Raw genomic sequence first — 20,343 nt, 5'->3', positions numbered from 1 at the left:
TCCTTCATGATGGGAATCGTCAGTATATTCATATGTTGAATATCACAGTGTGAACCTTTTGAGTGTGATTGTATGTAAAATCTCTGTTTGTGGTACTGCAGTGCTGAACCCCGGTACAGTTCCATCGACGGCACGGGGCCGTCAGGGAACCGGGGAGCGCTCACATGCACGAACACGAACCGAGCTGGGACCCGCCGGTGTCACACACCGCGGAGATCGCCCCCACGGCGTCGATCGGCCGAGGCGCCCGGGTCTGGGACGGCAGTCACGTCGAGGCGGACGCGGTCGTCGGTGCGGAGTCCATCGTTGGTCGTGGCGTCACGATCGGGCGCGGCGTCCGCGTCGGCAGCAGGTGCAAGATCCAGAACGCCGCCCTGGTCTACGGTCCTGCGGCCCTCGGCGACGGGGTGTTCGTCGGCCCCGGCGTGGTGTTGACGAACGACACGGCGCCGCGAGCGGTCCTCCCCGACGGCACAGTCAAGTCCGGAGATGACTGGCAGGCATCCGCGGTCGTGATCGACGACGGTGCGTCGATCGGCGCGGGGGCGGTGTGCGTCGCCCCGGTCCGGATCGGGCGATGGGCGATGGTCGCAGCCGGCGCCGTGGTCACGAGGGACGTCCCGGACCACGCACTGGTCGCGGGGGTGCCCGCGCGACGGATCGGTTGGGTCGGCCGCAGCGGTGTCCGGTTGGTCGAGGGCACAGGCGCCCTGGTGTGCCCGCGGACCGGTGAGTGGTACACGGTCCACGGTGACGTGGTCGGACTGCTGCGATGAGCGTCGAGACGGTGGACGTGATCCCGGCCGCACGGCCGCTCATCGGCGTCGAGGAGCGTCGCGCCGTCGACGCCGTCCTCGCGAGCGGTCATCTGACCCAGGGCCCCGAGGTCGCGGCGTTCGAGCGGGAGTTCAGCACCACGCTCCTCGACGGGCGGCCGGTGGTCGCGGTGAACAGCGGCACTGCCGCACTGCACCTGGCACTCATCGCGCTCGGCGTCGGACGGGGGGACGAGGTCCTCGTGCCGTCGTTCACGTTCGCGGCCACGGCCAACGCGGTCCGGCTCGTCGGTGCGACACCCGTCTTCGTGGACGTCGATCCGGACTCGTTCTGCATCGCGCCGACGGCGATGCTGCGTGCGGTGACCGCGCGGACGCGGGCGATCGTCCCCGTCCACCTCTACGGACACCCCGCTGACATGACGGCGATCGCCGCCGTCGCCAGGGAGCACGACCTGCTGGTGGTCGAGGACGCCGCGCAGGCGCACGGCGCACGGTGGGCCGGCCGGCCCGTCGGGACCTTCGGGGATGCCGGAGCGTTCAGCCTCTACCCGACCAAGAACATGACGGCGGCGGAAGGCGGCATGGTCGCGACCGCGTCACCGTCGTCGGAGCGCGTGCTCCGGCTGCTCCGCAACCAGGGGATGGCCGAGCGGTACGCGAACGAGATCGTCGGGTTCAACGCGCGGATGTCCGACCTGCACGCAGCGATCGGCAGGGTGCAGACGCGCAAGGTGCGCGCCTGGACCGCGCAGCGGCAGGCGAACGCGGCGTACCTCGACGGAGAACTCCGCGGCATCGTCACGCCGATCGTGCACGCCGAGGCGGAGCACGTGTTCCACCAGTACGTCGTCCGGGTGCCGGACGACCGCGACGGCTTCGTGGACGCGCTCCGCGACGAGTACGGGATCAGTGCGGGGGTCTACTACCCGACACCGGTGCACCGTCTGCCGTCCTTCGCCGACGCCGCGGTGTGTGGATCCGACCTGCGCGAGACCGAACGTGCCGCCGCAGAGGTGATCGCCCCGCCGGTCTACCCCACGCTCACCCTCCGTGAGCTCGACCGGATCGTGGCCGCCGTGAACGCGCTCGCCGCGGCCGGGGGCTCCCGGTGACGCGGCCGCTGCGCGTCGGCGTCGTCGGCCTCGGCATGATGGGTCGACACCACGCCAGGGTCCTGCGCGACCTCGGCGGTGTCGAGCTCGTGGGCGCGGCCGACGCGCTCGGTGACGTGCACGGAGCCGCTGGCGGGGCGCCGGTCGTCGCCTCCGTGGCGCAGTTGCTCGACCTCGGGCTGGATGCCGCGGTCGTCGCGGTGCCGACCGCCGCCCACGAACCCGTCGCCATCCGGCTCGCGGAAGCGGGCGTACACGCGCTGATCGAGAAGCCGGTCGCCTCGTCCGCCTCCGGCGCGGCCCGACTGGTCGCCGCGTTCGCGAGCGCAGGACTCGTCGGCGCTGTCGGCCACGTCGAGCGCTACAACCCCGCACTGCAGGAGCTGCGGAGGCGGCTCGACGACGGGCAGCTCGGCGAGGTCTACCAGATCGCGACGCGACGGCAGGGCCCGTTCCCGGCGCGCATCGCGGACGTGGGCGTGGTCAAGGACCTCGCGACGCACGACATCGACGTCACGACGTGGCTCGCGCGGTCGCCCTTCGCCCGGCTCGCCGCGTTGGCGTGCCGCAGGAGCGGGCGTCCCCACGAGGACCTGGTCACGGTGACGGGCGAGCTGGAGGACGGCACCCTGACGACCCACCTGGTGAACTGGCTGACGCCGTTCAAGGAGCGCGTCGTCGTGGTCACCGGTGAGCACGGCACGTTCGTCGCGGACACGGTGAGTGCTGACCTGACCTTCCACGAGAACGGCACCGTCACGACCGGGTGGGACCAGGTGGCTGCCTTCCGCGGTGTCGCTGAGGGGCCGAGCACGCGGTTCGCGATCCAGAAGCGCGAGCCGCTCGTCGTCGAGCACGAGGCGTTCCGAGACGCCGTGCTCGGGAAGCCGACGGACATCGTGTCGCTCCGCGAGGGGCTCGGGATCGTCCGGATCGCCGAAGCGGTGCTCGAGTCCGCCCGGACCCGCAGAACCATCGAGGTGACGGCATGAGGGTCGCCGTGGTCGGGCTCGGCAAGATCGGCCTGCCGCTGGCGGTGCAGTACGCGTCCTCGGGGGTGCGGGTCACCGGCCTGGACGTCGACCAGCGGGTCGTCGGCGCCGTGAACGCGGGGCGCGAACCGTTCCCGGGCGAGCATGGTCTGAGCGAAGCCCTGACGGCCGTGGTCGAGACGGGGGCGTTGCGGGCGACGTGTGACCCGGCATCCGCGATCGAGGACGCCGAGGTCGTGGTGGTCGTCGTCCCGCTCGTCGTCACGGGGGACGGCGAGCCGGACTTCCGGGCGATGGACGCGGCGACCGAGTCGGTCGGCCGCGCACTCGCGCCGGGGACCCTCGTCGCCTACGAGACCACACTGCCGGTCGGCACGACGCGTCACCGGTGGGTGCCTCGCCTCGAGGCCGCGTCCGGGCTGGTGCAGGGGGACGAATTCGACGTCGTCTTCTCGCCGGAACGGGTCCTGACCGGCCGGGTGTTCGCAGACCTCCGTCGGTACCCGAAACTCGTCGGCGGGCTGTCGGCGCGCGGCGCGGACCGGGCTCGGGCGTTCTACGAGCGCGTGCTGCAGTTCGACGATCGGCCGGACCTCGGGCGTCCGAACGGCGTCTGGGACCTCGGGACCGCTGAGGCGGCCGAGCTCGCCAAGCTCGCGGAGACCACGTACCGCGACGTCAACATCGCCCTGGCGAACGAGTTCGCGGTGTTCGCGGGACGGAACGGCATCGACGTCGACATCGTGATCGACGCGTGCAACTCGCAGCCGTACAGCCATCTGCACCGACCCGGCATCGCGGTCGGTGGGCACTGCATCCCGGTGTACCCGCAGCTCTACCTCTGGAACGACCCGGATGCCTCGGTCGTGTCGACCGCTCGACGGCGCAACGCGGCGATGCCCGAGTACGCCGTCGCGGTGCTGGAACGGTTGCACGGTGACCTCGCCGGTGAACGGGTGGTCGTGCTGGGGGCGTCGTACCGCGGGGGTGTGCAGGAGACGGCCTTCTCGGGGGTGTTCGGCACGGTCGCGGCGCTGCGCGCGCGGGGTGTCCTCGCGTCCGTGTCCGACCCGCTGTACACGGACGCCGAACTGGTCGGCCTCGGGCTGGTCCCGCACCGCGCGGGCGCGCCGGTGGAGGCGGTGATCGTGCAGGCGGACCACGCGGAGTACGCGACGCTCGGCGAGGACTCGTTCCCCGGCGTGCGCACGCTGCTGGACGGGCGGCGGATCATCGACACGGCGCGCTGGCCGTCGACGACCGTCGGGTCGATCGGCGCTCCTCCGGTTCGCCTCGCGCACCGCCCGTGATGGAATGCGACATGTGAAGAACTGGTGATCTGCGCGCGGAGGCACCTAGCGTCGCAGCATGCACTCCCGCCCTCGCCCGTTCGACATCGTCCACGTCTCGAGCGCACACCCCTGGACCGACAACCGGATCCACACCCGGGCGGCCACGACCGCGGCACACGCCGGGTACCGGACCGCGCTCGTGGCGGTCGACACCGGCGGAGGAAGCGCCGAGCGGGCTCCGGCCGACTGGGATCGCCCGGACGAGCGGAGCGGCGTGTGGGTCCGACGCATTCCGCGGCGCGGGCGGCTCAGGCGCCTGGTCATCTCGACCGTCCAGGCGGTGCTCGTCGCGTTGTCGTCTCGGGCCCACGTCGTCCACCTGCACGATCCGGAGCTGGCGTGGGCCGTCCCGCTCCTCCGCCTCGCGCGGCGCCGCGTCGTGTACGACGCGCACGAGGACCTGCCGGCGCAGGTCGCCGGCAAGGAGTACCTCGGGCGGATCCGCAGGGTCGCCGTCCCCATCGCCCGTGGCGTCGTCCGGTTGGCCGCCCACGCGGACGCCGTCGTCGCCGCGACCCCGACCATCGCGTTGCGGTTCCCGGCTGCCCGCACGACGGTCGTGCAGAACCTGCCGGTGCTCCGGGCGTCGGACGCCACCCTGGCTGATGCGTCCGGACGTCCGCCGATCGCGGTGTACCTCGGGGCACTGAGTCATGACCGCGGCATCGGCGTCGTCAGCGGTGTCGCCGGGTCGCCGGCGCTGCCGTCGGGGTGGCGAGTGCGCACTGCTGGGCCGATCGACGGGGCGGTGGATCGCCGCGCGTTCGATGCCCTCTGCGGCACCGGTCGGATCGACCACCGGGGTGTGCTCCCGCCGGATCGGGCACGGGACCTGCTGCACACCGCGCGGGTCGGACTGCTGCCCCTGCTGCCGACCGTCGCCTACGCGTCGTCCATCCCCACCAAGCTCTTCGAGTACCTGGCTGCCGGCCTCGCGGTGATCGCAACGGACGTCCCGTACTGGCGGGAACTCCTGGACGACATCGAGTGCGTGACCTGGGTGCCCGCGGGAGATCCGGACGCCGTGGTCCGGGCGCTGCAGCGGTACGCCGCCGAGCCCGATCTGCTCGACGCACACGGGCGCGCCGGCCGTGCGCTGGTCGACGCGCGCTTCCGGTGGGACCACGAAGCGCCCGAGCTGCTCCGGGTCTACCGACGGCTCTGCGGTGCTGCGCCGTTCGACGGGTACCTTCCCAGTTCGTCGGACGCGGACTGGAATGTAGTATCCAAGTGAACACCCACTGCCCCTTGCACCTCACGAACGGCGGGTACCGTGCGCCGACCCCGACCTCGACCCACGCGTGCGATCCTCACGATCCTGTTCGGGACGCTGCTCGGCCAGGGCCTGGTCGTCGCCGTCTCGCCGCTGTTGACCCGGCTGTACGCCCCGACGGACTTCGGCGTGCTCGCCGTCGTCACCGCGATCGCTTCCGTGCTCGGCGCGGGAGCGACCATGGGGACCGATCGCGCGCTCCCCGTGGCGCAGGACGCCACGATGCGCGCGCTCGTGCTGATCGGCATCGTCTCGACGGCGTTCGTCAGCGGTGCGACGGCAGTGGCCACCTGGCTCGCGCGCGAAGCGCTCGCCGCGCAGTTCTCGGCGCCGACGTTCGCGGACCTCTGGTGGATCGTCCCGGTCACGACCGGGGCCGTCGGACTCCACCGGGTGGCAACCGCGGTGCTCGCCCGGGGCCAGCGCCACGGCTCGATCGCGATCCGGAACGTGTGCCAGGGAGTCGGGCAGACCGTGTGGAACCTCGCGATGGCCTCGACCGGAGCCCTCGGGCTCGCCGGTGGACTGGCTGCCGGGCGACTCGCGGCACTGCTCGGGATGTTCCGTCCGGCGTCGCTCCGAGCCAGCCGGTCACCGTGCTCCGTCCGGGCCGCGCTGTCGGTGCACCGACGCTTCCTCTGGTTCACCCCGTGGTCCTCCATGCTCAACGTGGTCGGACAGCAGGCACCGGGGCTGCTCATCGCCGCGGCGCACGGCAGTGCGGCGGCGGGACTGGTGGCCCTGACGATGCGGGTCCTCGGCTCACCGGTCGGGATGCTCGCGGACGCCGTCGCGCAGACGGTCGCCGGGGCGATCGGTGGCCGGATCCGGGCCGGAGCGTCGGTACGAGATCCGCTCCGGCGGGTCGTGGGTCGTCTGCTGGTGCTCGGGGCTGCTGTGGCCGTCGTCGTGATGGTGTCCGGGCCGTCGGTGTTCGGTGCGGTGTTCGGGCCGGACTGGACACGGTCGGGCGAGTACGCGCGCATCCTGGCGCCGGCGTTCGCGCTCCAGGTCGCGGTGTCGCCGGTGAGCCAGGTGCTCGGGATGCTCGGTCGACAGTCCTCGCAACTCGCCTGGGATGCCGGACGCTTGGTCCTGACGTCCGGTGCGGTGATCGTGCCCACGCTGCTCGGTGCGCCCGTGCCCGTGATGCTGGCGGGGCTCTCCGGCACGATGATCGCGTCCTACCTCGTGATGCTCGGGCTGGTGGTCGCGGCGACCCGGTCCGTCCGCGACTGACCGACTCGCACCCGTGCACGGCCCGGTGCGGCGGACGGACGGGGTCCGACGATGCGCATCGATGACGCCGCCCGTACCCTGACCCGTCGCGCGGCGCTGTTCGGCGCGGCAGCGGCTCCCGGCGCGGTGTTGATCGGACGCACGCCCTCCGCCCGGGTTGCGTCCGTGCCGCCCGCGCCGACGTCGGCGTCACGATCCGCCTCGGACATCGACGCGACACGGCTGCAGGACGTCCTCGACCAGGCCCGCCCGCACGCCGTCGTCGACGTGACGCGTCGGTGGACGCTCGCGGAACCACTGGTCGTGGACCAGCCGCTGACGCTCCGGTTCGCCGGGGGATCCGTTGCCACGGACCGGGACATCGACCTCGTGCACATCCGGTCGAGCCTGGTGCGCGTCGTCGACGCCGTGCTCGACGGTCCCGGCGCGGAGCACTCGGGGCTCGGTCGGGGCGTCCGCGCGACGGGTACGGCGAAGGCGCCCCTGCGGGACGTGCACGTCACGCGTGCACGTGTCCACGGGTTCCCGCACGACGGTGTCCTGCTCGAACACTGCGAGGGCTTCGTGGTCGACGACTGCGACATAGCGGACGTCGGGTACGCCGGGGTGCTCATGTTCTCCTGCGTCCGGGGTTCCGTCACCGGGAACCGCATCCGCCGTGTGACCCAGCCGGCGCCGTACCCGAACTCGTACGGCATCGAGGCGGTCCGCGCCACGACGACCGGGCTCGACGACTCCCCGCGGAGCAGCCGGATCCTGATCGCCGACAACCACGTCTCGGGCGTCCCGCACTGGGAGGGCATCGACACACACGGCGGCTCGTCGATCGCGATCGTCCGGAACCGTGTCGAGGACTGCCGGGTCGGCATCGCCGTGGTGCCGTCGAAGGACGAATCCGACGCGTCGGCGACGAAGTACGCGCCGCTGGACTGCTCGGTGGTCGACAACGTCGTCTCCCGCTCGACGCAGGGGCCGGGCTCGGGCATCATCGTGCGTGGTGCGGGCGAGACCGTGGGGTCGGCCGCGGAGCGCGCGACCGGGATCGTGCTCCGGAACACCGTGACCGGGTACGGCGACGGTGATCGTGACGCGGGGATCCTCGTCTACCTGACCCGCGGCGTCGTGCTCGCGCACAACCGGTGTACCGACGGTGTCCGTCGGGGTGTCTCGCTCTACCACTCCAACGAGGACCTCACGCTGATCGGCAACGTGGTGGCCGGCCTCCGACCGCAGGGGACCGCCACGTCGGTCGCCGTCGACGTCCGGGCGACGGCGAACACGGTCGTCCTGCTCGACAACCGGTACACCGCTGGTGCGACCGCGCCGCGGGTGTACGGCGTGCAGTGCCGGCAGGCCGACAACGACGTGGTGCTGGTCGCGAACGACTGGCGGGCCACGACGACGCCCGTCGTGGCGACGGCCGGGGCGGTGACGCGCTACCGAGAGGAGTGAGGCGCCACCGACGGAGCGACGTCCGGACGCCCGACCGGCGCGGCCCCGGTGGCCCCGTGCGCGCGCCAGACTCCGGGCGCGCCCCCAGCCCCGGGCGCGCGCCCCACCCCGTCCGCTCGGCCGGCCTCGGTGGCGCAGGCGGTACCGTCCGCGCGGTCCCACCCGCTCCGCGGGGCGATCGCGAGCACGATCGTCCCGACGAGCAGCCCGTGCGAGAGCATCGCCGTGAAGATCGAGGTGTTGCTCAGCATGATGCTCGGCATCACGACCGCCATCGCCGCCACCCGGAGCGGCAGTCGCCGGGCAGCGAGGTCGAGCCCGCGGAGCCACAGCAGCAGCGCTGCCGCCGCCACCGGGATGCCCGCCCACCCGAGGTTCGCGAACCCGTCGGCGAACAGGTTGGCGTTCGCGTACCCCGACGACCCCGGCACGAGGAAGTCCGCGATGCGCTTCGGTGGCGGCAGGTCGTACGGGTAGTCCACCCAGGCCCGGAGGAACGAGTACCCGTACTCGGCGACGGGGTTGTCCGAGAAGTACTGCACGTACACCGAACTGAGGAGCCCGGGCGTGAGCATGAACCGACGCGTGAACACCGACGTCCACGTGATCCCGCCCTGGACCTCGTCGGCGACGGCGGACACGATCATGATGAGGATCGGTGCGACCAGGAGCGGGGTCGATCCGCGCGCGGACCGACCCCAGAAGAGGACGGCCATGCCGAGCACGGCGACGAACGAGAACAGTACGGCCTTGAACCCGGTGCTCGAGTACAGCAGGAACTGCCCGACGACCGCAGCGGCGACCAGGCTCGGCCGCCGTCGTGCGAGTCCGCGGGCGAGCACGAGCGGGTTGATCACGTACGCCTGCCCGGTGAGCAGGTAGCCGAGCGTCCCGCCCGTGCCGACGTCCGCTGCGTACTCGGCGCGTACGTCGTAGATGTCGTCGAGCGCGAGGAAGCGGACCTGCAGCCCGACGGTCGCGACCATCACGCCGTAGGTCGCCGCCGAGTACACGCCGCACACCGTCCAGGTCAGCGCCCCGCGGTCGATGCCACGCGCCCCGAACGGGATCCGGTCGACGCCGCCCACCGCCGGTGGGGCCGGTGCTCGCGGCGTCGCGATGCAGACCAGCGCGAACGACACCCCGACCGCGGCGCTCAGTGCGAGGGCGGTGTCGGTCGGCAGGTACCCGGTCGAGGGGCTCATCAGCATGGTCGGTGCGACGCACACCACGAAGATCGTCCAGAGCACCACGTGCGACGGCCTGCACACGACGGCGGGCAGCGCCAGGGCGACGGCCGCGGTCAGGGCGGTCACCACCACTCGGACCTGCCACGATGCGTCGACGTGCGTGAACCCGTTGTAGGAGAAGAGTGGCGCCACCAGGTTCGCCGCGATCCAGTCGGTCGTGACGCCGAGCACGGCGACCGTGGCGCACACCACGACCACTCGGCGGAGCAGCCCGATGAGGAGCGATCGCTCTGCCGCCGTCAGCGCCGCACGCACGGCAGGAGTTCGTCGTACATCGCGACGAGGCGAGCAGCCTCACGGTGCCACCGGAACCGCTGGGCCGCTCGCCGCGCCTCCGCACCGTGCCGGAGCAGCAGCCCCGGATCCTCGGCGTAGCGGCGCACGGCACCGGCGATCGCGGCGGGGTCGTCCGGCGGCACGAAGGTGACGCAGTCGGAGCCATCGAGCAGCATCCGCAACAGCGGGGTGTCCGTCGCGATCACCGCGAGGCCCGCCGCGAGGTACTCGAACAGCTTCGTCGGGAAGATCTGGTCCGTGACGGGCGTGCGCCGGAAGGGGATGACGCCGATCCGTGCGCCGAGCAGCAGGTCGCGCGCCTGCATCGGGCCGACGACCCCGCCGTGGTGGAGCCGGCCGCTCGACTCGGCGTCACGGAGCGCCGTCGTGTCGGTGGCGGCGTCGATCGCCCCCACGAGTTCGATCCGCCAGCCCGGCGGGAAGTCCGGCTGGCCGGGGACGGCCGCGACCACGTCGATCCCACGGTCGTGACTCAGGACGCCGACGTGCGCGACCACGGTGGGCCGAGCCTCCAGTCCGGTCTGCGTATCGTCGGCCGCGCGCCGCAACGGGTAGTTGTGGATCGCGATCCGCCGCGCCGCCGGGAACCGGCGGCCCGTCCACTCGGTCGCCGTGACGACCCGGTCCGCGGTGCCGGCGAGCCGGAGCAAGCCGTGCGACAGGGCCGAGAGGACCGCCCGCTGCCGGTACGACAGGTAGTCCTTGCCCCAGATCTGGTCGGGCAGGTCCTCGTGCGCGTCGTACACCACGATCCGGCCGGCGGCGCGGAGCACGGGGATGGTCCAGATGAGTTCCGGGTCGTGGAGGTGGACGAGCCGCGCCCGCGACCGCAGCGCCAGCAGGAGTGCCTGCGTCGTGGAGACGAGCATGCGTCGGAGACGGCGGCGGCGCGGGATCCGGACGACCTCCACGGCGGTGGGCGGAGCGTCGAGGGCGCAGTCGACCGCGATCAACCGCACGCGGTACCCGGCATCCGCCGCCGCAGCGGCTTCGCGGAGGTGCACGCGGTTGTCCACCCACGGATGGGCGCTCGAGACGTGCACGATGTCCGGCGTCATGCGGCGCTCGCCGCAGCGTCGAGCGCGCCGGCGTACCGGCCGGCGAGCGCCCGGTAGTCGTTGTCGCGGAGGACGTGCGCGCGGCCGCGCGCGCCCATGGCGTCGCGGTCCGGAGCCGGCATGGCGGCGAGTGCGAGCATGCCCTCCGCGAGCGCGGCCGGGTCGTCCGGGGCGACCTGCAGCCCGCAACGCGCCGCGGCGACCGGCGCCAGAGGCACCGGAGCCGCGACCAGCAGCGGCCGCCCGGTGAGCATGTACTCGTACTGCTTGTTCATCGAGACCCCGTACCGGTAGAGCGGCAGGTCGTGCATCGTGACGGCGAGGCAGTCGGCCTGCTGGCCGATGCGGCGGGCCTGGTCCTGCGGCACGCGTCCGTCCCAGATCACGTCCGGGGCGGACGGGAGGCTCGACACGCGTTCCCGGAGCGCGCCCACGTCGGCGCCGTCCCCGACCATGCGGAGTCGGAGCTGCGGTCCGCCGGCGGCGCGGGCACGGCCTGTTGCGAGGACGAAGGCGTCGAGGAGGGTCTCGAGGGCGTTCGCCGGGCCCATCGACCCGATGTACGCGATCGTGAACGGAGCGGACCCATCGGCGCCGGGCGCGTCGGCTGTGCTGGTCTCGTCGGCGTCGGCGCCGGTCTCGTCGGTCTGCACGCCGTTCGGTACCCACGTGAACGGCCTGGGCTGGCCGCGCTCGGCGTAGTACCTGCCGACGCCGTCGAGGGGCGACACGAGGTGCGCGGCACGGTCGACGGTGCGCCGTTCGACCGACCGGAGCACCCAAATGAGCGGATGGCGTTCGGTGAGCCCGGCGAGCCCGATCGCGGACTCCGGCCACAGGTCGCGGGGCTCGAACACGAACGGCACGCGGAACCGGCCGGCCAGGAGCGACGCGGCCCAGGCGGCGAGCGGGTGGAACGAGCTCCCGACCACGACGTCCGGTCGGGGAAGCCCACGGAGCGTGCCGGGGACGAGGAGCAGGACCGTGAAGGACACGATGTCGGCGAGGCGCCTGGTGGTACGCCGGAGCCCGGCGCCGCGGTGGTCGACACCGCGGAGCCAGCAGAACTCGTAGCCGGCGCCCGCCCATCGCTCGCGGAGGCGGCCTCGTCGCATGTGTGCTCGTCCGGTGGGGTGGTCGGTGCCGGCGGCGACGACGACGGTGCGCCAGCCGTGGGCGCCGAGGTGCTCCGCGAGCAGCTGGTGACGAGTGGCGCGACCGTCGCGTTCGTGGTGGTGGGCGTAGTGGTTGACGATCCACACGACGCGTTGTCCGGGCATCACGTGCTCGTCCCGGTGAACGCCTCGCTCGTCGCGTGACCCGGCGTCGTGATGCCCTCGCGGCGGAGCACGACCCCGATCGTCCGCAGCAGGATGCGGGCGTCGAGGGCGAGCGACCTGGTGTCCACGTACTCGAGGTCCGAACGAAGCCGCTCCGGCCACGGCAGCGCGTTGCGACCCCGGACCTGCGCGAGCCCCGTGAGCCCGGGGCGGACGTCGTGCCGCCGGTGCTGCTCGGGTGTGTAGAGGTCGAGGTATCGGCAGAGGCTCGGTCGCGGCCCCACGAAGCTCATCTCGCCGACGAGCACGTTCCAGAGGCTCGGCAGCTCGTCGAGGCTCGTCGAGCGGAGCCAGCAGCCGAAGCGGGTGAGGCGATCGGCGTCGTCGACCGTGCCGGCGACTGCTGCTGGTTCGAGCATGGTGCGGAACTTGACGATGGTGAACGTCGTGCCGTGCAGTCCGGGCCGGTCCTGGCGGAAGAGCACGGGGCGGCCGAGGCGCACCGCGACGAGCACCGCGAGCCCGATGAGCAGTGGGGACAAGCCGATGAGGGCGAGCGCCGCCCCGATCGCATCGAGCGCGCGCTTCACGATGTGCTCCTCAGGGTGATCGGCGCGGACGTGGTGGTACCGGGGCGCGCGTAGTAGCCGTCGGCCACCGGTCGTCGCGACTTCGTCAGGACGACGCCGTCGACCCGCTCGCCGACGCGGGTCAGCGCGGTGACCGCGAGCCGGACGTCCGAGCGCTTGGTCTGACCGGCGGCAGCGACGAGGAGTGTGGTGGAGACGAGTGTGCTGACGAGCGCGGCGTCGGTCACCGCCAGGACCGGCGGTGTGTCCACGAGCACGACGTCGAACCGCTCGGTGAGGTCCGCGATGACCTGTTCCATCGCCGCCGAGCCGATGAGTTCGCTCGGGTTCGGCGGGATCGTCCCCGCGGGGAGCACGCTGAACGCGTCGAAGCCCCATTCCTGCAGGACGTCGTCGAGTTCGGCACGGCCGACGAGCAGGTCGGTGAGGCCGACGGCGCCCTCGAGGTCCAGGGCGCTCGCGACGTTCGGGCGTCGGAGGTCCGCGTCGACGACCACGGTGCGGACGTCGCTCTGGGCCAGGGCGATCGCGAGGTTCAGGGTCGTGGTGGTCTTGCCCTCGGCAGGACGCGGGCTCGTGACGGCGATCGTGGAGACCCCGCCGGTCCGCAGGAACTGCAGGTTGGTGCGGAGGCTGCGGAACGCCTCCGCCCGGGTGGTCGTGCCATCGTCGCGGGCGATCAGCGGCTGCCGGGAAGCCTCTGGATCCATGCCGATCTCGCCGATCAGCGGGACGTCGGCGTCGATGTCCTCTGCGGACCGGACGCGCGTGTCGGCAGCGGCGCGGAGGAGGGCGAGTCCGGTCCCGGATGCCAGTCCGGCGGCGAACCCGAGCGCGAGGTCCGCGGACGTCCTCGGTGCGATCGGTGCGGTCGGGACCGATGCCTCCGACACGCGTTCGAGACGGACGGACGGTTCGCCGGAAGCGGTCCTCGGCTCGATCTCGGAGACGACCTCTGCGAGGACCCGACCCGTTGCCGCGGCGATGCGCGCGGCGGCCCGGGCATCGCCGTCGGTGACCGAGATCTCGATGATCACCGTCCCGGTGCTCACCACCGAGGTCACACGGCGCCCGAGCGCCGCGGGGGTCGTGTCGAGCCGCAGCGCGGCGATCACCTGCTCGAGGACCCGCGGTGACGACGCCAGCACCGTGTACGACTTGATCTTCTGCTGCGCGGCGGTGGACCCCTGGGCGATCTCACCAGCGGAGGCGCTCTCCTGCCCCGCCACGGAGACGTAGTACGACGTCGACGCGCGGAACGTGGGCGGTGTCGTGCTCGTCACCAGGAGCGCGACGCCGCCGCCGACGATCGAGACGGCGAGCACGATCCACCATCCGGAGAGGAGGGCTCGTGCGACGACGAAGTGGTTCATGCGGGGTCCCCGGTCTCGGGAGTCGGTCGGTTCTGTGGACACGGGTGCCGGGCGAGGAGACGTCCTGTTGCCTGCGGGCGTCTCCTCGCCCGGCCGCCGTCTCAGTTCCGGGTGTCGGCGGGCACCCGGAAGAGCTGCGACGTCTCGGTCTGGCCGAACGCTGTCTGCCGGATCGCGAACGCGTACTCCGTGGCTCCGACGGGGACCTCGGCGGTGAACGACCAGTCGCCGCGAGCGTCGACGTCGAACGGGCCACCGGGAACGATGACCTCGCCCGCGGCGTCCACGACCTGGTACGTGGCTCCGGGGGTCGCGGTCCCGGTGAAGGTGTTCGTCGTCCCGGGAGCCACCGTGTCCGGACCGGTCCGGGTGACCGGCGAGAGGGTGCCTGCCTCGATCCGCACGGGCGTCGTCGCCGATGCTGCGAGCGAGCCCTGCGGAGCGGAGCCGGTGACGGACATCCGCAGCTCGCCGGTGTCGGCGGCGTTCCCCGGGTTCTGCACCGGGACACCGAACCGGACCTCTTGCCCCGCGGTGAGCTTCCACCCGGCGTTGCCCGGCGCCCACCGGAAGGTGACCGATCGACCGTCGGCCGAGACCGAACCGTCGACGAGGTTGTCCGCGGGGAAGTCCGTCCAGTCGCCACCCGATGCCGGACGCTGCTGGCCGCGGACCGTCGTGAGCGTTCGCGGGAAGGTGGTGCCGTCCGGCGCGGTGAACGTGACCCTGGCGTCCGATCCCGGGGTCGCGAACTCCGCGGTGGCACGGAGGTGTCCGAACACCGTGGTGGTCGATCCGGCCGGCAGCGTCGTCGTCGTCCCGGTGATTCCCGTGAGCAGCTGCTTCGGTGCGAAGGTCACGTCGACGGAGGTCTGGTTCCGGTAGGCGTTGTCGACGTACTGCTGGAACGTCAGTGTGTTCTTGCCGGTGCTGAGCCCGCCGATGACGGCGCTCCAGGTGCCGCTCGCGTTCGCGGTCGCCACGACGGTGTTGTTCCGGCGGATGGACGCGTTCGGCGTCGCAGTCCCGGTGATCGACGCCGAGCGCGCGGAGTCGTCCTGTCCCGTCACCCGCGCGGTGATCGGGCGGACCGCGTACGGACGCGTGATCGCGCCGAGCGACGTGGTCGTCTTGCTGTACCAGCCGATGCCGAAGATGTCGCGCGCGTAGGAGTGCACGTACCCGGACGAGATCGTCTCGCCTTCGCGCCAGGACGACGGCCAGGGCACGAGGATGCCGTACCTGGTGTCGACCTCTTTGCGCTCGATGCCGACGCTCGGGATCTTGACCCAGGAACTGCACGACTTGGCCAAGTTGCAGACCGGCGTCGCGAAGATGTACATGCCGTTCTCCTCGGCATCCACGCGGACGTCCCGCGGCGCGCTCACCGTCGTGTTCGGCGTGATGGGTGCTTCCTGGCCGATGCGGGAGACCGCATCTGGTGTCGCTGTCGTGGACGCCCCCGCGGTGAGCGTGCCGACGGCGAGCAGCGCGGCGGTCGTGGCGGCGGCGATGCTCCGACGGCGGTGCTTGGTCATGTGGTTCCTCCTCGATGGGGATCGGATGGCAGGCGGTGGGCGGGGCCGTCGCTGTGGGTTCGACGGCCCCGCCGGTCAGTCCGGGTCAGCGGGTGTTCGCCGACACGGTGAAGAGCGACGTGGTGTAGGTCGCCCCGTCGATGGTGATGCGGAGCTTGAACTTGAAGTCGAGCTGCCCGGCCGACACCATCCGGTCGAACGACCACGTGCCGTCCCCACCGATCTCGTGGCGTCCCGGCACGATCGCGTTGCCGGAGGCGTTGAGCACCTCGAACGCCGCGCCCTTCGGTCCGCTGCCGGTGAAGGTGTTCACCTCTCCGGGCTGCACCGACCGCGTGTCGAGCGTGACCGGGTCGAAGCCCTGGTTCGCGCGGAGCACGAACAACTCGGAGGTCTCCGTGACGTCGCCCTTGCTCTGCCGGATCTTGAACCGGAACTCGGTCGCGCCGGACGAGATGACCCGGTCGAACGTCCAGTTGCCGTCCGGGTCGATGGTCAGCGTGCCCGGCACCAGCGGCGTGTCGGACACGTTCAGGACCTCGTACGAGGCGTCCGGCTCGCCCCGACCGGAGAAGGTGTTCGTCACGCCAGGCGTCACGGTGTCCGGCCGGTCGAGGGTGATCGGCGCGAGCTTGCTCGTCGAGCCCGGGTTCACCGTCACCTCGGCGACCGTGGTGTTCGCGCCCCTGGAGTGCTGCACGACCCGGAGGACGTGCTCGGAACGGTCGAGCGTCGTGGTGTCCACGGTCCAGCGTTCGTTCGGAAGGACGCCGTCCTGGCTCCGCCCGATGACCGCGTCACCATCGGTGACGTCGTGGACCTCGATCCGGGAGCCCGGTTCGCCCCTGCCCTCCATGTGGAGCGCTCCGCCGGTGTGTGTCGCGCCGTCCTCCGGAGTGGTGATGCTCACCGGAGAGCCGTAGTCCACGGACCTGGTCACGTCGTGCACGGTGTCGCGGAGCCCGTCGAGGAACTGTGCGGCCGTCACCGCGTACCGGCCGCCTGCGTCCGGAGCCGGGATCGTCGTCGCCCAGGCGCCCGTCACGGCGTCGGCGATGACCGACGCGCCGATCTGCTGACCGTCTGGACGGAAGAGCGACACGCGTGCGCCCGGATGCGCCGTCCCGGACGCGCGGACGGCGGCGTCGACGTCGGCGGGGAAGGTGGTGTCGAAGGTCAGGGCATCGGCCGTCAGCTCCGCGGTGAGCGTTGCCTCGCCCGTCTTCGTGACGCCCTCGTACTGCTCGAGTCCGATCTCGTTGGGACCGAAGGCCAGTGATCCGACGGAGGTCGACCAGCGGCCGTTCTGGTCGACCCACACCGGCGCACCGCCGTTCACCAGGATCCTCGCACCGGCGGCGCCCGTTCCCGAGATGCGCGCCGTCCGCGTGAGGACATCGATGCCGTCGACGCGGGCGGTGAACCCGGCCACGAACTCGTCGATCGTCGGGATGCGGTCGGCCACCGTCCGGGACTGGAGTCGCATCACGTCGTCCTTGTTGAACAGCCCGAGGTAGCCGTCGTTGTACGTCGACTTGATGCCGGTGCCGATCGGGTTGTTCGATCCCGTGTTGGCCGCCTGTGTGAAGAGCTGTGCTGGGTCGCCGGCGACACAGTCCTCGAGCGTGACCGGGGACGAGTTGGTGACGGACCGGCTCTCGGCGGTCAGGCAGAGTCCGGGATCGGACTGGGGGCGGACGGTCGACGTCGATCCGGCCGCCGGGACGAACCAGCTGGCTGCGGCAGCCCGCGCCTGGGCCAGGGTCGCGGCACGGTTCGCGGGGACCGGCTGACCGGCGCGTCCCGCTGACGGTGCACTGAAGGCGAGCGCCCCTTCGAACGACGACGTCTCGGTCACGAGCGGGCCGACGACCTGGGCGTCGTCGAGGGTCGATGCTGCCCAGGCGTTGGTGCTGGTGAGGCTCGCGGTCACCGTGGTGAGTACGAGCACGCTCGCACCGAGGGTCCGTTTCGTCCGGCCCGTGCATTGCGACTTCGGCATTGCTGCCCTTTCTGTCGAGTTGAGGAGTGAAACGGAAGATATCAGATATGGAACGCCTTGTGGGTCCGAAATGCAACATTCACAAATGCATTTATTCCCGCGATATCGACCATTTGCGTATGCCTTTCCCCGGGTCGAGTGCGCGAGTAATCTGATATCCGAGAAGAGAGGATCGCGATGGATGCACGACGCTCCCCGACCCGTCGTTCCGTCGTCATCGGCGGCGCCGCCGGTGTCGTCGGTGTCGTCGCTGCCGTGGCGGTCGCGACGTGGGGCCGCGGTGGGAGTGCAGACGGGGAGACAGGTGCTCCGGATGCGCTGCAGGCCTCGCTCGACGCGCTGCCGGTCGGCGGGACGCTGACCATCAGCGAGCCGGTCGAGCGATCGACGTCGCTGACGGTCGTGCGCGCCGTCACGATCCGGTTCACCGGCGCGGGGGCGATCCGGATGACCGCGGACCAGGACGCCGTCGTCGTGCGTGCGTCCGACGTCCGGATCGTCGCACCGGAGATCACCGGGGTCGGAGCTCCCAGCGGCGGCCGGTCGAACGCGATCACCGTGCGCGGCAAGCGATCGACGCCCCTGTCCGACGTCCGGATCTCGGGCGGTCACCTGCGCGACGTCCCGCGCGACGGCGTCCACGTGGAGTACGCGGACCGCGTCGTCGTCGAGCGCGTGTCCGTCGCCAGGGTGGGGTACGCGGGGGTGCTCCTGCTCGGTGTGACGGACTCCGTGGTGCAGGACAGTGTGGTCTCGGACGTCCGGCAGCGTGCGGACGAGGTGAACTCCTACGGCATCACGGTGACCAGGGACGCGACGGCCGGCACCGCGGTCACCCGGCGGTCGTCGGGTGTCCGGGTCCTGCGCAACCGCGTCAGCGGCGTCCCGGCGTGGGAGGGCATCGACACCCACGCGGGTGACCGGATCGAGATCCGGGACAACGTCGTCAGCGGATGCCGGGTCGGGATCGCGGCGGTCCCGAGCAAGTCGGCGACCGACCGAGGCACCACGGACGTCGCACCGACCGGCCTCGTGATCGCCGGCAACCGCGTCACCCGGACCGATGCCCTCGCCGCCGGATCGGGGATCGTCATCAGTGGAGCAGGCACCACGGTCGGGTCGACTGCACCGCGGGCAACGGGGTCCGTCACGGGCAACACCGTCACCGGCGCCGGCGGGACCGATGCCGGCGGGATCCTGGTGAAGCTGACGCGCGGGCTCACCGTCGCGGACAACACCATCGTGTCGAGCGTCGATGACGCGATCGCGGTCGAGCACTCGAACGCCGGCCTCACGGTTCGCGGGAACCGGATCACCGGCGTCTCCGGCGACGCGGTCGCCATCGACGTCCGGCCCGCCGCGAACGACGGCAGGATCACGGGCAACCGGGTGGACCGGACGAAACCACGGGTGCGCGTCGGGTTGCGGTTCGGCGATCGGACCAACCGCTTCGTGGTCGAGGGGAACGCGTTCGACGGGGCGACCGTCCACGAGTCGGACGGGGGTGCCCACATCACACGATGACCGACTCCGCGCCGGTCGGGAGCCCGACCGACTACGCTGCACCGGTGCCCGCGTTCGACTTCGCCGACCTCTTCCGACGGACGCCCGACGACGACGGGCCCGACCTGCTCGCGATCGACGGCACCGACCGCTTCATCCTCGACGAGGCGCCGCACGTGCACGGCGACGCGCTGCGGCAGCCCGGAGCGGTCGCGATCGTGGACGACCAGCGCGGCGTCCTCACGATCGGCGTGATCGCGGTCCACGGGGCCACGAACGTCCGCGTCGTGCAGGACTCGCTCGTGTCGCAGCGTGCCCTGCAGGCGAACGCCGGCACGTTCGGGCACCGGGGTTTCCACCACCCGGACTCTCTCGAGGACGCGTTCCGGGACGCCCGGCTCGTGCTGCTCCGCCTGACGAAGTCCCTGGACCGCCTCGACGAGATCGCCAGGGCCGTCGCACGCTTCGCCGCACCGGACGTCGTCCTGCTCTGCGGCGGCCGGACGAAGTTCATGACCCTGTCGCAGAACGACGTCCTCCGGCGGTCCTTCGGCGAGGTCGTGGCGTCCCGCGGGCGTGCGAAGTCGCGGCTGCTCGTCGCGCAGGACCCCCTGACCGCCGCTGCGAACCGTGCCGCCATCACGGCGCCCTGGCCCCGCGTGGTGCACAACGACGAACTCGGGATGTCCATCGCCGCGCACGGCGGGGTCTTCGCCGGTTCCTCCCTGGACATGGGCACCCGGGTGCTCCTCGACGCGATGGACGACGCCGTGCCGACCGCCAGGGTCGCCGTCGACCTCGGCTGTGGGAACGGCGTCATCGCGACGGCGATCGCCCGGCGACGGCCGGGGATCCGCGTCGTCGCGACCGACGTCTCGAACGTGGCGGTCGCGAGCACCCGCGCGACCGCAGACCGCAACGGCGTCGGCGATCGCGTCACCACCGTCCGGAGCGACGCCGGCGACGAACTCGACGAGGGGTCCGCCCAGCTGGTTCTGTGCAACCCGCCGTTCCACGCGGACACCACCGTGAGCACGGACGCGGCCGAGGCGATGTTCCGGAACGCGGCCACGATCCTCCAGTCCGGCGGTGAACTGTGGTGCGTCTGGAACTCGCACCTGCGGTACCGGCCGGTGCTGGAAAAGGTCGTCGGACCGACCCGTCAGGTCGTCCGCACGGACAAGTTCACCGTCACGGCGTCCCGTCGGGCCTGACGAGCCGGCTCGCCAGCAGGCCGCGGTCGACTCGCGGGC

At 71.8% G+C, this 20,343-nt stretch carries 16 protein-coding genes; 9 read left to right on the top strand and 7 right to left on the bottom strand.

Features of this window, described 5'->3' with window-relative positions; translation table 11 throughout:
• Positions 1 to 164: 164 nt before the first annotated feature.
• The 7 genes from ACEN9V_RS08965 to ACEN9V_RS08935 are packed head-to-tail and all read left to right on the top strand — an operon-like array spanning position 165 to position 8,199.
• Entirely contained in the window at positions 165 to 776 is a 612-nt protein-coding gene (locus ACEN9V_RS08965) for an acyltransferase (RefSeq protein WP_413602955.1), read from the top strand.
• Positions 773 to 1,891 carry a DegT/DnrJ/EryC1/StrS family aminotransferase gene (locus tag ACEN9V_RS08960; protein WP_413602954.1) on the top strand — a complete coding sequence of 373 codons (1,119 nt, stop codon included), beginning with the start codon at positions 773 to 775 and terminating at the stop codon, positions 1,889 to 1,891. Before ACEN9V_RS08965 ends, ACEN9V_RS08960 begins: the two co-directional genes overlap by 4 nt.
• Positions 1,888 to 2,883, top strand: coding sequence for a Gfo/Idh/MocA family protein (locus tag ACEN9V_RS08955; RefSeq protein ID WP_413602953.1), 996 nt, complete (start codon positions 1,888 to 1,890; stop codon positions 2,881 to 2,883). Before ACEN9V_RS08960 ends, ACEN9V_RS08955 begins: the two co-directional genes overlap by 4 nt.
• A complete protein-coding gene (locus tag ACEN9V_RS08950) occupies positions 2,880 to 4,193 on the top strand; it encodes a nucleotide sugar dehydrogenase (protein ID WP_413602952.1) in 1,314 nt (437 codons plus the stop codon). The genes ACEN9V_RS08955 and ACEN9V_RS08950 overlap by 4 nt, the downstream gene beginning before the upstream one ends.
• A gap of 58 nt (positions 4,194 to 4,251) precedes the next feature.
• Positions 4,252 to 5,469, top strand: coding sequence for a glycosyltransferase (locus ACEN9V_RS08945; protein WP_413602951.1), 1,218 nt, complete (start codon positions 4,252 to 4,254; stop codon positions 5,467 to 5,469).
• Between the two features lie 39 nt (positions 5,470 to 5,508).
• Entirely contained in the window at positions 5,509 to 6,747 is a 1,239-nt protein-coding gene (locus ACEN9V_RS08940) for a lipopolysaccharide biosynthesis protein (protein ID WP_413602950.1), read from the top strand.
• A 51-nt stretch (positions 6,748 to 6,798) separates the two neighbouring features.
• Positions 6,799 to 8,199, top strand: coding sequence for a nitrous oxide reductase family maturation protein NosD (locus ACEN9V_RS08935; RefSeq protein ID WP_413602949.1), 1,401 nt, complete (start codon positions 6,799 to 6,801; stop codon positions 8,197 to 8,199).
• Here ACEN9V_RS08935 and ACEN9V_RS08930 read toward each other — a convergent pair.
• The 7 genes from ACEN9V_RS08930 to ACEN9V_RS08900 form a co-directional block, all read right to left on the bottom strand.
• Entirely contained in the window at positions 8,184 to 9,704 is a 1,521-nt protein-coding gene (locus ACEN9V_RS08930) for a hypothetical protein (RefSeq protein ID WP_413602948.1), read from the bottom strand. The genes ACEN9V_RS08935 and ACEN9V_RS08930 overlap by 16 nt on opposite strands.
• Positions 9,689 to 10,804, bottom strand: a complete 1,116-nt coding sequence (locus ACEN9V_RS08925) for a glycosyltransferase family 4 protein (protein WP_413602947.1) — start codon at positions 10,802 to 10,804, stop codon at positions 9,689 to 9,691. Before ACEN9V_RS08925 ends, ACEN9V_RS08930 begins: the two co-directional genes overlap by 16 nt.
• Entirely contained in the window at positions 10,801 to 12,084 is a 1,284-nt protein-coding gene (locus ACEN9V_RS08920) for a glycosyltransferase family 4 protein (RefSeq protein WP_413602946.1), read from the bottom strand. Before ACEN9V_RS08920 ends, ACEN9V_RS08925 begins: the two co-directional genes overlap by 4 nt.
• The gene (locus tag ACEN9V_RS08915; RefSeq protein ID WP_413602945.1) at positions 12,084 to 12,674 is read right to left on the bottom strand and encodes a sugar transferase; all 591 of its coding nucleotides are present in this window, start codon (positions 12,672 to 12,674) and stop codon (positions 12,084 to 12,086) included. The genes ACEN9V_RS08920 and ACEN9V_RS08915 overlap by 1 nt, the downstream gene beginning before the upstream one ends.
• Positions 12,671 to 14,047 carry a polysaccharide biosynthesis tyrosine autokinase gene (locus tag ACEN9V_RS08910; protein WP_413602944.1) on the bottom strand — a complete coding sequence of 459 codons (1,377 nt, stop codon included), beginning with the start codon at positions 14,045 to 14,047 and terminating at the stop codon, positions 12,671 to 12,673. Before ACEN9V_RS08910 ends, ACEN9V_RS08915 begins: the two co-directional genes overlap by 4 nt.
• A 101-nt stretch (positions 14,048 to 14,148) precedes the next feature.
• The gene (locus ACEN9V_RS08905; protein ID WP_413602943.1) at positions 14,149 to 15,585 is read right to left on the bottom strand and encodes a hypothetical protein; all 1,437 of its coding nucleotides are present in this window, start codon (positions 15,583 to 15,585) and stop codon (positions 14,149 to 14,151) included.
• 85 nt (positions 15,586 to 15,670) lie between these two features.
• A complete protein-coding gene (locus tag ACEN9V_RS08900) occupies positions 15,671 to 17,536 on the bottom strand; it encodes a hypothetical protein (RefSeq protein WP_413602942.1) in 1,866 nt (621 codons plus the stop codon).
• 228 nt (positions 17,537 to 17,764) lie between these two features.
• Here ACEN9V_RS08900 and ACEN9V_RS08895 point away from each other — a divergent pair, with 228 nt between their 5' ends.
• A complete protein-coding gene (locus ACEN9V_RS08895; RefSeq protein WP_413602941.1) occupies positions 17,765 to 19,111 on the top strand; it encodes a right-handed parallel beta-helix repeat-containing protein in 1,347 nt (448 codons plus the stop codon).
• Between the two features lie 44 nt (positions 19,112 to 19,155).
• A complete protein-coding gene (locus ACEN9V_RS08890; protein ID WP_413602940.1) occupies positions 19,156 to 20,304 on the top strand; it encodes a class I SAM-dependent methyltransferase in 1,149 nt (382 codons plus the stop codon).
• Positions 20,305 to 20,343 lie beyond the last annotated feature (39 nt).

It is taken from the genome of Curtobacterium sp. Curtsp57, assembly GCF_047324335.1.
In the GTDB taxonomy this organism is placed as follows: Bacteria; Actinomycetota; Actinomycetes; order Actinomycetales; family Microbacteriaceae; genus Curtobacterium.
Note: the sequence above shows the minus strand (reverse complement) of the source record. Positions and strands in the feature narration are given on the sequence as shown.